Annotated in this window: 11 protein-coding genes; 8 read left to right on the top strand and 3 right to left on the bottom strand. The window is 45.4% G+C overall.

Going from position 1 to position 14,532, the window contains the following annotated elements; translation table 11 throughout:
* Positions 1-46: 46 nt before the first annotated feature.
* On the top strand, positions 47-1,597 hold the full coding sequence (locus tag IJ23_RS12625; RefSeq protein WP_017633701.1) for an alpha-glucoside-specific PTS transporter subunit IIBC: 1,551 nt from the start codon (positions 47-49) through the stop codon (positions 1,595-1,597).
* Between the two features lie 180 nt (positions 1,598-1,777).
* Here the strand turns inward: IJ23_RS12625 and IJ23_RS12630 are convergent, their stop codons facing one another.
* From IJ23_RS12630 to IJ23_RS12640, 3 genes are all read right to left on the bottom strand, one after another.
* On the bottom strand, positions 1,778-3,808 hold the full coding sequence (locus IJ23_RS12630) for an acetoacetate--CoA ligase (protein WP_033906425.1): 2,031 nt from the start codon (positions 3,806-3,808) through the stop codon (positions 1,778-1,780).
* Positions 3,809-3,896: 88 nt separating this feature from the next.
* A complete protein-coding gene (locus IJ23_RS12635; RefSeq protein ID WP_033906426.1) occupies positions 3,897-4,823 on the bottom strand; it encodes an electron transfer flavoprotein subunit alpha/FixB family protein in 927 nt (308 codons plus the stop codon).
* On the bottom strand, positions 4,820-5,572 hold the full coding sequence (locus tag IJ23_RS12640; RefSeq protein WP_033906427.1) for an electron transfer flavoprotein subunit beta/FixA family protein: 753 nt from the start codon (positions 5,570-5,572) through the stop codon (positions 4,820-4,822). The genes IJ23_RS12635 and IJ23_RS12640 overlap by 4 nt, the downstream gene beginning before the upstream one ends.
* 155 nt (positions 5,573-5,727) lie before the next feature.
* Here IJ23_RS12640 and IJ23_RS12645 point away from each other — a divergent pair, with 155 nt between their 5' ends.
* From IJ23_RS12645 to IJ23_RS12675, 7 genes are all read left to right on the top strand, one after another.
* Complete coding sequence (locus tag IJ23_RS12645; protein WP_033906429.1) at positions 5,728-7,365, top strand: electron transfer flavoprotein-ubiquinone oxidoreductase; 1,638 nt, start codon at positions 5,728-5,730, stop codon at positions 7,363-7,365.
* A gap of 241 nt (positions 7,366-7,606) precedes the next feature.
* Positions 7,607-8,407 (top strand): ABC transporter ATP-binding protein, encoded by an 801-nt coding sequence (locus IJ23_RS12650; RefSeq protein WP_005373297.1) that lies wholly within the window; start codon positions 7,607-7,609, stop codon positions 8,405-8,407.
* Positions 8,407-10,359, top strand: a complete 1,953-nt coding sequence (locus IJ23_RS12655) for a long-chain fatty acid--CoA ligase (RefSeq protein WP_005373296.1) — start codon at positions 8,407-8,409, stop codon at positions 10,357-10,359. Before IJ23_RS12650 ends, IJ23_RS12655 begins: the two co-directional genes overlap by 1 nt.
* Positions 10,359-11,252: a branched-chain amino acid ABC transporter permease gene (locus IJ23_RS12660; RefSeq protein ID WP_005373295.1), complete on the top strand. Its 894-nt coding sequence runs from the start codon at positions 10,359-10,361 to the stop codon at positions 11,250-11,252. Before IJ23_RS12655 ends, IJ23_RS12660 begins: the two co-directional genes overlap by 1 nt.
* Before the next feature lie 11 nt (positions 11,253-11,263).
* Positions 11,264-12,331: a branched-chain amino acid ABC transporter permease gene (locus IJ23_RS12665; protein ID WP_005382737.1), complete on the top strand. Its 1,068-nt coding sequence runs from the start codon at positions 11,264-11,266 to the stop codon at positions 12,329-12,331.
* Positions 12,332-12,376: 45 nt separating this feature from the next.
* Complete coding sequence (locus IJ23_RS12670; protein WP_033906430.1) at positions 12,377-13,621, top strand: ABC transporter substrate-binding protein; 1,245 nt, start codon at positions 12,377-12,379, stop codon at positions 13,619-13,621.
* 80 nt (positions 13,622-13,701) lie between these two features.
* Positions 13,702-14,523 carry an ABC transporter ATP-binding protein gene (locus IJ23_RS12675; RefSeq protein ID WP_005373283.1) on the top strand — a complete coding sequence of 274 codons (822 nt, stop codon included), beginning with the start codon at positions 13,702-13,704 and terminating at the stop codon, positions 14,521-14,523.
* Positions 14,524-14,532: the final 9 nt, after the last annotated feature.

Here is a 14,532-nt window from a genome sequence, read left to right on the forward strand (position 1 = left end):
GTTCGGGGCCTACTTGTAGGCTCCGTGAATGAAACAAGAGGTTTATATGAAAGACATTATTCAAAGGTTCGGAGCCGCGATGTTTGTTCCCGTTCTATTATTTCCAGCAGCGGGCATGTTATTGGGTTTCTCTGTTGTGCTGTTAAATCAAGAAGTGTTTCCTTGGGCACTAGAGGGGAGTGCTTGGGTTAAAGTCTCGACGATCATTTTACAGGCATCTCTCGCTGTATTTAAAAATATGGCACTTATTTTTGCCGTTGGGTTACCTATCGCTTTAGCTAAAAAAGCATCTGGTCGCGCTGTACTTGCAACACTCGTTTCCTACATTACGTTTAACTACGTTATTGGTGGAATCCTTCAATTTTGGGGACCAGAACTGGGCGTTAACTATACGGAAGGTGAGCGAGGTTTGACTGAAGTTGGTGGCATTCTAACGCTTGATACCAACTTGCTAGGTGCCATTTTAATTGCAAGTCTCTCTGTTTGGGTTCACAACCGATTCTTTGATAAAAAGCTACCGGATTGGGCAGCTGTATTTGGCGGAACGCCATTGGTTGTGATCATTAGTTTCCCAATTATGGTCGTGATGGCAATTCTAACTTGTTTGACTTGGCCAAGTATTCAGCATGGTATTAATAATCTGCAATCATTCTTGGTTTCTGCTGGATCGTTAGGGGTATGGCTATTTACGTTTTTAGAGCGAATCATGATACCAACGGGGTTGCATCATTTCGTATATGGTCCCGTTTTTTATGGGCCAGTTGCAGTCGATGGCGGAACGGTTGCCTATTGGATTCAAAATATACAGACATTCGCCCAGAGCTCGGAAAGTTTAACGACACAATTTCCTCAGGGTGGTTTGATGTTGACGGGAATGGGTAAAGTGTTTGGTTGTACGGGTATCGCACTAGCACTCTATTCAGTTGCGAAAAAAGAAAACAAAAAGATGGTGATGGGGTTAGTGCTCGGAGCCGCAATCACAGCAATTCTTACAGGGATCACCGAACCAATAGAGTTTACATTCTTATTTATCGCACCTGCGCTGTTTGCTTTGCATGCGTTGTTATCTGCGACAATGGCAACGATCGCCTTTATGTTTGGTGTTTCCGGTAACTTTCAGACTGGCTTGATAGACTTCATTTTCCAAAACTGGTTGCCTTTGGCTGGTAACCATGCGGGAACATACGTGATTCAGATTATTATTGGTCTCATGTTTACTGGTGTTTACTTTGTTACGTTTCGCGCGCTTATTTTAAAATACAACATACTTACTCCGGGACGTGAAGGTGCAGATAGTAAGTTATATTCAAAAGCTGACTACAAAGAAGCGAAAGCGGTCCATAACAGTAGCGCAAGTCCGTCACAAGCTAGTGCCTTTATTGAAGGTTTGGGTGGAAAAGAAAACATTGAATTGTTAACTAATTGCGCGACGCGTCTGCGTGTTAAAGTTAAAGATGTCTCTCTGGTAAAGGAGAACGCATTTTTCACACAGCACGGAGCGGTGAATATTGTTAGAAATCAAGAGAGCCTTCAAATCATCGTTGGTTTAACGGTGCCACAAGTTCGCGAAGATATGAGCCAACTGATAAAAGCTTAACCCCCAAACTAATGCTCCAGCTCATATGGCTCAAAGGTGAGATAGAATTATCTCACCTTTTTTGTGTACATGAAGCATATTTCGCGCAGTTTCCACGAAAGTGGGGAGGAGTTATCGAGCGAGCTAAAATATTATAGTTAGGTTATACCCGTCTGTATTGTGGGAAGACTTGTTGAGCCTCTAAGTGACAGTGGCGCCACTTTCTATGTTGAAAAGCGTTTTAATTTCTTCCAGCACTTCTGGGTTAGCAATAGCACCAATGTTTTTTACAGCTTGTCCGTTTACCAATTGTTTCACTGCTAACTCAACCAATTTGCCTGAGCGCGTTTTAGGAATATCACTGATAGCAAAAATTTGTCGTGGGACATGGCGCGGTGAACATTTTGTTTTCAATGTTTGGCTAATTGAATCGGTGAGTTGTTGGGTTAACTCGACGTTGTGAGCGAGTTTTACTAGTAACCAGATTTCTTCAGACTGCTGGTTTAACTTGCCGACAGCGATGGAGTCTTCAACCTCGGGTAACGCGTTCACTTGTTGATAGATTTCAGCGGTACCGATTCGTACGCCGCCTGGATTTAAGGTTGCGTCACTACGGCCATAAAAAATAAAGCCGCCATGTTCGGTTTGCATCACATCGTCGCCATGGTGCCAGATATCGGTAAACTTGCTCCAATAAGCGTTGTGATAACGTTCGCCGTTGTCGTTCCAGAAACCAATAGGGAAGTTAGGTAGTGAGTTATTACAAGTCAGTTCGCCACGTTTTTGCGTAATAGTATGTCCATCATCCTCTAGAACACGTGCGTCGATTCCCAGCCCTGCGCCTTGGCATTCACCTTTGTAAACTGGTGAGATTGGGTTTCCAAGTACAAAGCATCCGCAAATATCTGTGCCGCCAGCAATAGAAGCGAGATGCAAGTCCTGTTTGATGTGCTGATAGACATAATTAAATTGTTCTGGGTAAAGCACCGAACCAGTTGAGCACAGAGTTTTGAGTGACTTCAAGTTATGTTCTAGTTTTGGAGAGCAGTTCGCATGCTCCAGTGCCTCTAAGTATTTCGCTGAAGTACCAAACAGCGACACGTTATGTTCTTCTGCTAATCGCCATAAGACGGAGTGATCAGGATAAACCGGACTACCGTCGTAAATCACTAAGGTTGCTCCACTCGCAAGAGCGGAAACATGCCAGTTCCACATCATCCAACCACATGTTGTGTAGTAGAAAACCTTGTCTTGCGATTTGATGTCGCAATGCAGTTGATGTTCTTTGAGGTGATTGAGCAAGGTACCGCCTGCGGAATGGACAATACACTTAGGTTGACCTGTTGTACCAGAAGAATACAAAATGAATAACGGGTCATTAAACAGCGTTGGTTGATATTGAATTGATTGTGGAGAAAAGTGGTGAGTAATATCGGACCAAGAAACAAACTCAGAAGTGCTAGCACTCTCAGCGTTTTGTAAATATTCGATTTGGCATACGCTAATAGTAGTCTCTTCGGAGGCACTGCTTAACTTACTACTAAGAGTGGTGTTCTTGTCCGTCATATCGAAAGCTTTGCCTCCGAACTGGTAGCCATCACAGCAAAAAAGAACTTTCGGCTTGACCTGACCAAAACGCTCTACGACGCTATCGATACCAAAATCAGGAGAGGTTGAAGTCCAAATGGCACCAAGACTGGTGGTGGCCAGCATGGCAATAACGGTTTCAGGAAGGTAGGGCAAATAACCCGCAACGACATCGCCTTTACCGACACCACAATTGAGTAGCCATTGTTGAATGGCGGAAACTTGTTCAAGCAACTGTTTACCGGTGAGTTGTCGGTGTTCACCGCTTTCATTGCTAAAAACAATAAACTCGCGCTCTGGTGATTGTTCAGCCTGAGATAGGAGGTTCTCTACGTAGTTCAGCGTGGCGTCAGCAAACCATACTGTGTCTCTATTTACATGGTGATGATTAGAACCTGTTTGTGTCCATTTGGGACTGCCAAGGCTCTTGATTTGCGAACCCATATCTCCGATTACGTTGCAAAACTGCCAAGTATGTCGCCAAAATTCATCATTGTGCTCAATGGACCACTGGTGTAGAGACGTGTAATTGTTGATTACGGTACCTTCGGCTTTGTCTTTATTAACCTTTTCGATGAACCGTAATAAGTTGCTATTGCTGACGCGCTCAGCAGATGGTGACCAAATAGGTGCAGAATTTGGCATAGGTCCCTCTAATTTCAATTCTTTTGAATATGACCAAAAAACAAAATAAAGGGGCGAACATAGCAGTGTTCGCCCCTTATCTGATCGTTTAAAGTTGTTCGGCAAGCTGAGGTAGTACCTCAAATAAATCACCAACCAATCCATAGTCGGCAACTTCAAAGATAGGAGATTCTGGATCTTTGTTGATCGCGACAATCACTTTGGATTCCTTCATTCCTGCAAGATGCTGGATGGCACCGGAAATCCCAACCGCTATATAAAGCTTAGGTGCAACGATTTTACCGGTTTGACCCACTTGTAAGTCGTTGGCAACAAACCCGGCATCAACCGCCGCGCGAGAAGCGCCAATGGCAGCACCTAGTTTATCGGCCACTTGTTCGATCAACGCGAAGTTCTCTTTGCTACCGACCCCGCGTCCACCTGACACAACCACCTCTGCCGCGCTTAATTCAGGACGTTCTGACACGGTTTTATCGGCAGAAACCAATTCAATCATTGGAGCTGAGATAGTGACCTGCTGATGCTTAATATCAGCTTGGTTGTGACAAGTAACCGGCTCAAACGCAGACGCGCGCACGGTGATGACGCGAACCTTGTCGCTGGTGGTCACTTTGGCAAATGCGTTTCCTGCGTAAATAGGGCGGATAAAAGTGTTTTCATCGATAACTTGGACAATATCGGAAATTTGCCCAACGCCGAACTTCGCTGCTACTCGCGGTGCTAGATCTTTCCCTTTTGATGATGAGCTAGCCCAGATTGCGTCAAAACCTTCAGCAACACTCACTACAATAGGTGCGATGCTCTCGGCAAATTGATGCTTAAGTTGTTCATCATCGATACAAATTACGTTTGATATACCATCAACGCGACAAGCTTGTTGAGCGACTTCTTCACACTGGTGGCCCACAACGATCAAAACATTGTCTTGGCTGACTTGTTTTGCTGCATTAACCACTTTGAGTGTGTCCGCATGCAATTGGTTATTGTCATGTTCTGCTATGATTAAGTTCTTCATGAAATCACCTTCGCTTCGTTACGCAGCTTATCGAGAAGCTCTGAGACAGATTCAACCTTGATGCCACCTTTTCTTTGCGCTGGAGGTGTGACTTCTTGAATGGTTTGGCTAAATACCACTTCAACACCCAGACTGTCAGGTGTGATTGTATCTAACGGCTTGCGCTTAGCTTTCATGATATTAGGCAAAGAGGCAAAACGAGGTTCATTCAGTCGTAAGTCAGTACTGATCACCGCAGGTAAGTTCATCGCGACCGTCATCAAGCCGCCGTCCACTTCTCTCACGACCTGAACTTTTTGATCTTCAATCTTCACGTCGGAAGCGAAAGTTGCTTGAGGCCAGTCAAGTAGGGCGGCCAGCATCTGAGCCACTTGGTTGTTGTCAGTATCAATGGATTGTTTACCCGTAATCACAATCTGTGCTTGTTCTTGCTCAACCAGAGCTTTAAGCAGCTTAGCGACAACTAATGGCTCTATTTTGTCTTCAGTATCGACATGAATAGCGCGATCAGCACCTAATGCAAGCGCGGTACGTAGTTGCTCCTGACATTGGCTACCGCCGGCACTGACAACGATGACTTCATCTGCAATACCTTGCTCCTTTAGTCGTACGGCTTCTTCAACGGCTATTTCGCAAAATGGATTAATCGTCATCTTGACGTTATTGGTTTCAACATCGCTATGGTCCGCTTTCACGCGAACTTTAACGTAGGGATCAATGACCCTTTTGATTGGCACTAGTATTTTCACGTTAGATTCCTTTTACAGTGAAGACTATGTGTTTACAGTGAAGACGATGTGATGACGTCTTTAAAATGATGTTAATTTACCTTTACGTTTGCGTCAACTTTAAATATATTGTTGATTAACAAGTTGGCAACATGCAAAGAAAAAGGAATGCAATCATGGAAAGAGACTGCATGGAATTTGATGTTCTGATTGTAGGCGCTGGTCCCGCAGGTTTGTCTGCGGCATGCCGAATCAAACAATTAGCAGCAGAAAAAAAACAAGACCTCTCTGTTTGCGTGGTAGAAAAAGGTTCTGAAGTTGGAGCGCATATTTTATCGGGTGCGGTGTTTGAAACGCGGAGTTTGGATGAGCTTTTTCCCGACTGGGAAGAGAAAGGCGCTCCGCTCAATACCAAAGTAAACCAAGATAAAACCTACTATCTAGGCAATGACATCAATGGTCATGAACTGCCTTCTTGGGCGGTGCCTAATACGTTACATAACAAAGGTAATTACATCATAAGTTTGGGCAGTCTATGCCGATGGATGGCGTTGCAGGCTGAGAACTTGGGGGTGGAGGTCTACCCAGGTTTTACCGCCAGTCAAGCGATCATCGATGAAGATAGTCGTGTTTGTGGCGTGATCACGGGCGATATGGGATTAGATAAAAATGGTGAACAAAAAGAAAATTTCGAACCTGGTATTGAACTGCGAGCGAAGTTTACTTTATTTGCTGAAGGCGCACGGGGGCATATTGGTAAGCAGTTGATTAACCGATTTAATCTTGCTGAAGAGAAAACGCCTCAACACTACGCTATCGGTTTTAAAGAGCTGTGGGAAATCCCATCAGAGCAGCATCAGCAAGGTTTAGTAGTGCACGGATTAGGTTGGCCGTTATCAAATGAAGCTACAGGTGGCAGTTATCTCTACCATTTAGAGGGAAACCAAGTTGCCGTCGGGTTGATTGTTGACTTGAATTATAAGAATCCGCACTTGAGTCCATTTGATGAGTTTCAACGTTTTAAACACCACCCGTTGATTGAGCAATACCTCAAAAATGGGAAGCGTATTAGCTATGGCGCGAGAGCGATTACCAAGGGCGGCTTTCATTCGCTTCCCACGCAGCAGTTTGCTGGTGGCTTGTTAATTGGCTGTGATGCAGGAACACTTAACGGCGCTAAAATCAAAGGCACACACACCGCAATAAAATCTGGAATGCTTGCCGCTGAAGCAGTATGTGAAGCCCTTGAGAGTCAGTCAGTTACTGCTGATTATCAAAAGCATTTCAAACAGTCTTGGCTGTATGAAGAGCTTTATCAAGCACGTAACTTCTCAAGTGGAATCCACCGCTTTGGATCGTGGCTGGGCGGTGGTTTAGCGCTGCTGGAACATAACGTGTTAAAAGGTAAAGCTAAGTGGCATATCCGCTGTGATAAGCCTGATCATCAGTCTCTGTTATTGGCGGAAAACAGCAATGAAATTGTCTATCCGAAGCCTGATGGCGTGTTAAGTTTCGATCGCCTCTCTTCCGTTTATCTATCCAATATCTTCCATGAGGAAGATCAACCATGCCACTTACGACTGGAGAACCAGCGGATCCCTATTGAGCAGAACCTTGAATTATATGCAGAGCCAGCACAGCGCTATTGTCCGGCTGGCGTGTATGAAATCGTACAGGGGGAGCAGCAGCCAGAGCTGCAAATAAATGCGGCCAACTGTATCCACTGTAAGACGTGCGACATCAAAGATCCAAGTCAAAATATTACCTGGACTCCGCCAGAAGGTGGTGGTGGTCCTAACTATCCAAATATGTAAGCGTTTGAGAATAATTTTTATTAACAATTTATTTACTTAAAGTTTGCGTTAGTTCAAATCTTTCTCGATGAACTCGATTGCAACTTAATCTTTCAGGCACTATTCTGATTTTAAATTGACGTTTACGTAAACTGAATACAAAGTTGATGCATAGGTGTAAAAGCGGTTACCAGTATCAAAGTTAGGTTTGATCAAATAGTGCTCAATGGAACGCACTTAAATAACGAAAGGGAGATCAACTATGGTATCGGAATCGCCTCTGTTGCAGGTAAACGATATTTCATTGGCTTTTGGTGGGGTGAAAGCTTTAACTGACGTGAGCTTCCATGTGAATGAAAAGGAAATTTTTTCAATCATTGGTCCAAACGGTGCAGGTAAAACCTCAATGCTCAATTGCATCTCTGGTCGATACACACCAAACAAAGGCTCTGTAATCTTCGCTGGAGATGACGTAACTAAACGTACACCAAGCCAACGAGCTGAGTTAGGGCTGGGAAGAACCTTCCAAAACTTAGCGCTCTTTTCTCATATGTCGGTACTGGACAACATCATGGTTGGCCGACACCACCTACTGAAAAATAACTTCGTCACGGGGCCACTCTATTGGTTCTCCAATGCGCAGAAAGAAGAGATGGCGCACCGCAAATATGTGGAAGACGTGATCGATTTTCTAGAAATCCAGCACATCCGAAAAGCGACTGCAGGCACGCTATCTTACGGCTTACGTAAGCGTGTAGAGCTTGCTCGTGCCATTGCCTTAAAACCTAAGTTACTGCTGCTTGATGAACCAATGGCAGGTATGAACTTGGAAGAAAAGGAAGACATGGCACGTTACATCATGGATCTGAATGAAGAATTAGATATCACGATCATCATGATTGAGCACGACATGGGCGTGGTCATGGACATCTCTAATCGCGTTTTGGTTTTGGATTTCGGTAAACACATTGCTACGGGTGAGCCTGAAGAAGTGATGGCCAACCCACATGTGAAACAAGCGTACTTAGGCGAAGAGTTACCGACATTAGAGGAGAGTGCATAATGGCACAGCAACATAATGATTGGGCAGATATAACCCGCTTAGATACCTTTCCAAAAGTGTTGCAACACAATGCCAAGAACTGGCCCGAACAAGTCGCAATGCGTGAAAAGGAGTTTGGTATATGGCGAGAGTTCACTTGGAAAGATTATGAAAACCGCGTCAAGTGGATGGCACTGGCACTACGAGATTTGGGTATTGGTGAGCAAGATGTCGTTGGTTTGCTAGGTGATAACCGCCCGGAATGGGTATGGGGCGAGTTAGCGGCACATGCGATCAAAGGTTTCTCGCTGGGCATCTATCAAGATTCTATGCACGAAGAGGTGGCGTACCTTATCAACTATGCCAAAGCAAAAGTCGTGATTGCCGAAGATGAAGAGCAATGCGACAAGCTGCTTGAGCTTGGTGATGAAATTCCTAGCGTTGAATACATTATTTACTGCGATCCTCGTGGAATGCGTAAATACGATGATCCAAGATTGATTGATGTTGAACAGGTCTACAAAAAAGGTCAGCTGATTGATAAAGCGGACCCAGACAAATATCTCAATATGGTTGTTGAAACCAAAGGCAGCGATCTTTCAATTCTTTGTACAACGTCGGGTACGACTTCTAAACCAAAATTGGCTCAGCTACACAGTGGCACGTTCTTGGATCACTGTGCGGCTTACTTGCGTGCAGACCCTCGTTCCCCAGGCGACAACTACGTTTCTGTTCTGCCTTTGCCTTGGATTATGGAGCAGGTTTACGTGGTTGGTCAGGCGTTGATTTCTCGTCAAATCGTTAACTTTGTGGAAGAACAAGAAACCATGATGTCCGACTTGCGTGAAATCGGTCCAAACTTTGTGCTGTTAGCGCCGCGAGTGTGGGAAAACATTGTGGCAGACGTGTCTGCACGAATGATGGATTCGACACCGTTTAAGCAAAAGATGTACAAACTGGGCATGAGCTTAGCCAACAAAGCGTTAGAGCAGGGCAAACGTTCTAAACTCGCCGAATGGATTCTTTTGCGTGCTTTGCGAGACCGTTTAGGCTTTTCGAACCTAACATCTGCTGCAACGGGCGGCGCGGCGATGGGGCCTGACACTTTCCGTTACTTGCAAGCGATCGGTGTACCACTCAAGCAGCTTTACGGTCAAACCGAAATGTGTGGTGCGTACACCGTCCACCAAGCCGATGACGTGGACTATGATTCGGTTGGCGTTGCGTTTGATAATGCAGAAGTGAAAGTCATCAACCCAGACAGCAATGGCGTTGGTGAAATCATCGCGAAAAGTACAGGCATGTTTACTGGCTACTTAAACAACCAAGCAGCATATGATGAAGATGTTCAAGATGGTTGGATGCACACAGGCGATGCGGGCTATTTTAAAGATTCCGGTCACTTGGTGGTGATTGATCGTCTGAAAGATATGTCGGAAACCAGCCACGGCGACCGCTACTCTCCGCAGTTCATTGAAAACAAACTCAAGTTCTCGCCGTTTATTGCAGAAGCCGTGGTGGTAGGTAAAGGTCGACCTTGGCTGTCTGCCATCATCTGTATTCGCTATGCGATCGTCGCGAAGTGGGCAGAGCAACGCGGCTTGGCATTTACCAACTACACCAACTTATCTGCTCAACCAGAAGTGTACCAAGCGATTCGTGAAGAAGTTCAAAAAGTGAACGAATCCCTACCGGATGCACAGAAGATCAGCAAATTCATTCTACTTTACAAAGAGCTGGATGCGGACGATGGCGAGTTAACTCGTACGCGTAAAGTGCGTCGTGGTGTGGTTGCAGAGAAATACGGAGACATCATCGAAACCATCTACAGCGACGATCCAAAAGTCGATGTCGATACAGTGATCACTTATCAAGATGGCACTAAAACACGCATTCAAACGTCGCTAGTTATTGAAACGCTTATTGAGCATGAGCCAACACTAGTGGATAGCGAACAACGGAGGATCGCATAGTGAATACGGATTTATTACTGCAACTCGTCATTAATGGCGTGATCGTTGGCATGTTGTATGGCGTTGTCGCCATGTGCTTTGTATTGATTTACAAATCGACCCAGGTGGTCAATTTTGCTCAGGGTGAGTTCTTGTTGATTGGCGCGTGGGTATGTTGGGCGGCATTGGTGCACCTACAGTTACCGTTCTTTATTGGCTTTTTACTCACGCTCGCGTTCATGATGATTTTTGGTATCGCCGTGCAAACCATTGTGCTCAGACCGTTGATTGGTGAACCGATTATTTCTGTGATCATGGTGACCATCGGTCTATCGATGTTTTTCCAAGCGCTGATGAAGTGGATATTTGGCGTCTCTGCTGTGTCGTACCCGCAAGTGTTTGAAACCAACGTGGTGAATATCGGAGGTTTGAATGTTGAGTTTGCTTACATTCTGAGTTTGATCTTCTCAATGCTCATCATGGGCGCGTTTTACTGGTTCTTCAAATTCAGCAAAATGGGTCTGGCAATGCGCGCAACGGCATTTAACCAGCAAGTAGCCCAGAGTCTTGGCATTTCCATCAAGAAAGTGTTCGCCATCAGTTGGGCCATTTCGGCAATGGTATCTGCAACAGCAGGGATTGTTATCGGTATCGTTAACGGCGTATCTGACGCGCTATCCATTATTGGTATCAAAGTTTTCCCAGCCGTTATTTTAGGTGGCTTAGATTCGGTAGTCGGCGCAATTGTCGGTGGTATCACCATCGGGGTGCTAGAAAACTTGGCTGAGTTTTTTGATAGCCAATACCTGCAAGTGGGTAACCTGTACAACATCGCACCATTCTATGTGCTGTTAATCATTCTTGCCTTCAAGCCATATGGCCTGTTTGGTACCAAAGATATTGAGCGTATTTAAGGAGAAATAACATGGCTCAACTTAGCATGCGCCCATGTGGGGATTTTCGAACCACATACAAAAGCGATACGCCAATTTTTGAAACCAAAACCATCAGAAGCCTTGCGATTGCTGGTGTCATCGCCATGCTGGCAGCACCGCTGGTCTTGGATATTTACTTCCTAAACCTGTTTATTCAGATTGCATACCTCGGTATCGCGGCATTGGGCTTAAACATTCTGGTTGGTTTTACCGGACAAATCTCGCTAGGTCACGGTGCGTTCTTTGGCTTTGGCGCCTTTGCATCGGCTTGGTTAAATAACCAGTTTAACATTCCAGTCGTGTTTGCGATTCCGCTCGCGGGTTACTTAACCATGATTGTGGGGATGCTGTTTGGTCTGCCAGCGGCTCGAATTAAAGGTTTATACCTAGCTATCGCAACGTTGGCGGCGCAGTTTATTCTAGAGGACTTCTTTGCTCGCGCAGATTGGTTCAGTGGCGGCTCATACGGTGCTAGCGCGAACCCAATTAATTTGTTTGGCTTTGAGTTTACGACTGACGAAAGCTTTTTCTATATCGCTCTGTTTGCGCTGATCTTCATGTATATGTGGGCATCAAACTTAATCCGTTCTCGTGACGGTCGCGCGTTTGTCTCAGTACGAGATCACTATCTGTCAGCAGAGATCATGGGCATCAACCTAACTAAGTATCGTCTGCTCTCATTTGGAGTGTGTGCATTCTATGCTGGCATCGGGGGCGCACTCTACGGACATTATCTAGGGTTTGTATCAGCAGAAGGCTTCACCATCATGATGTCTATCCAGTTCTTGGCAATGATCATCATTGGTGGCTTAGGCTCAGTCAAAGGTACGCTGATGGGGACGATATTTATCGTACTGCTGCCTGAAGTTTTAGAGTTTGGCGTAACGGGGCTTTCAGCGTTTGGTGATACCACCGCTTTCACTGATGGTCTGGCTTACTTCAAAGAAATGGCGATTGGTTTAGTCATCATGCTGTTCCTCATTTTCGAACCTCAAGGATTATCGCATCGCTGGCAACAGATTCGAGCATATTGGAAACACTATCCGTTCTCATATTAACGTGGAATTAAGTGGAATATACCTCAATAACAAGGACAACGAGTTATGAACAAAGGACATTTAGCGACAACGTTGGTGCTGTCATCTGCACTGTTTACTACCACAACTTGGGCAAAAGATTCTGTGTTTGTCGGGCAATTAGTCGACTTTTCTGGACCAACTGCCTATGTGAGCAAGCCTTATGGTTCTGGCGTGCGAGACGCATTGCGTTGGATTAACCAAAACGGTGGCATTAACGGTACCGAGCTCGAATTTGAAACAGTAGACATGGCGTACAAAGTACCAGTGGCGATTTCTAACTATAAACGTTGGGTGGCGCGTAAAGACATGGTTGCGCTGCAAGGTTGGGGTACGGCGGATACCGAAGCACTTATTTCGTTTGTCACCAAAGACAAAGTGCCGGTGTTCTCTGCTTCTTACTCTGGTCACTTAACTGACCCAACTGGCAAAAACCCAAAAACCGCGAAACCAGCGCCTTATAATTTCTTTTATGGTGCGTCGTACTCAGATGCGTGCCGTGCGCTAGTTAAGTGGGCGAAAGAAGATTGGGAATCTAAGGGCAATCAAGGTGCGCCGAAATTTACGCACATTGGCGATAACCATCCATTCCCGAATGCGCCAAAAGAAGCGTGTGCAGAGTACGCTAAAGAGCTTGGTTTTGATGTGCAAAACCCAGTCGTTGTGTCACTAAAACCAGGGGACTTCAAAGCGCAATGTTTGTCGCTGAAAGAGTCAGGCACCAACTATGGTTACATTGCTAATATCGGTAGCTCGGTTATCTCACTAGTGAAGTCTTGTAACACGGTTGGGACAGAGTTCCAGTACATGGCAAACATTTGGGGCGGCGACAAGCCAGTGCTTGAAGCAGCAGGCGATGGCCTTAAAGATTACGTTTTCCCGGGTATGACGGCGTTTTGGGGAGATGATAATGAGGGCATGAAGCTGGTTCGTGAGATTTCTAAGCAGTCTGAATCAGAGCCGGGCGAATTCAGAACTCACCATTACATTCGCGGTATTTGTTCTGCGTTCTATATGAAAGAAGCAATGGAGTGGGCGAAAGACAACGGTGGTATCACAGGTGAAAACATCAAGAAGGGCATGTATGTCCATGACAACTGGGTACCACAAGGCTTAGAAGGTGTTTGTGTCCCTGCGAACTGGAAACCGGAAGATCACCGAGGCACAACAACCGTGAACGTCTTTATGGGCAACAACGATGGCGGCGCAGTTGATATTAAGAAAGTATCTCAGGTGACATTGTCACGTCGTGACGATTGGCTAGGTTACTAATCTACGACTTATTAATAACAAAGCTTACTGAAAATAAGGATGGGTGAGAGAACACTCTCACCCTAGCAAGGAGTAGCTTGATGGCTGAATTAGCAACGAATATCGAACCGGCAGAAATACTGCTTTCAGTGAACAACATTGAAGTCGTCTACGACGAAGTAATACTAGTACTTCGCGGTGTGAGTTTAGAAGTTCCAAAAGGGCAGATTGTGACCTTACTGGGCGCCAACGGTGCGGGTAAATCCACAACGTTGAAAGCCATTTCTGGTTTATTGAAAACCGAAGATGGTGAAGTGACGCGCGGCGAAATCAACTTCATGGGCGAGCGTATAGACAACAAAAGCCCGGAAGAGATCGTCCGTTCGGGCATCTTCCAAGTTATGGAAGGGCGCCGAATTGTTGAAGATATGACGGTAATAGAAAATCTTCGCTTAGGCGCTTATACACGCACTGACAACGAAGTTGAACAAGACATCGAAATGGTGTTTGACTATTTCCCGCGACTCAAAGAGCGCACTGGCCTGGCGGGCTATTTGTCTGGCGGTGAGCAACAAATGTTAGCGATTGGCCGAGCGTTAATGGCTCGACCGAAGATGATTTTGTTGGACGAACCGTCTATGGGGCTTTCTCCGCTGCTAGTTAAAGAAGTATTCAGCATTATTAACAAGATCAACAAAGAGCAAGGCATTACCATGCTTTTGGTTGAACAGAATGCCAACTTCGCTCTTCAAGCGGCCGATTACGGTTACATCATGGAATCAGGCAAAATCGTACTAGATGGCAGCAAGCACGAATTGCTAAACAATGAAGACGTAAAAGAATTCTACCTTGGCGGCGGCGATGAAGATCGCAAGAGCTTTAAGAATCTGAAATCTTACAAACGTCGTAAGCGTTGGTTGTAAGGAGCAAGG

The organism is Vibrio sp. OY15, from assembly GCF_000742455.1.
GTDB classification, from domain to species: domain Bacteria; phylum Pseudomonadota; class Gammaproteobacteria; order Enterobacterales; family Vibrionaceae; genus Vibrio; species Vibrio alginolyticus.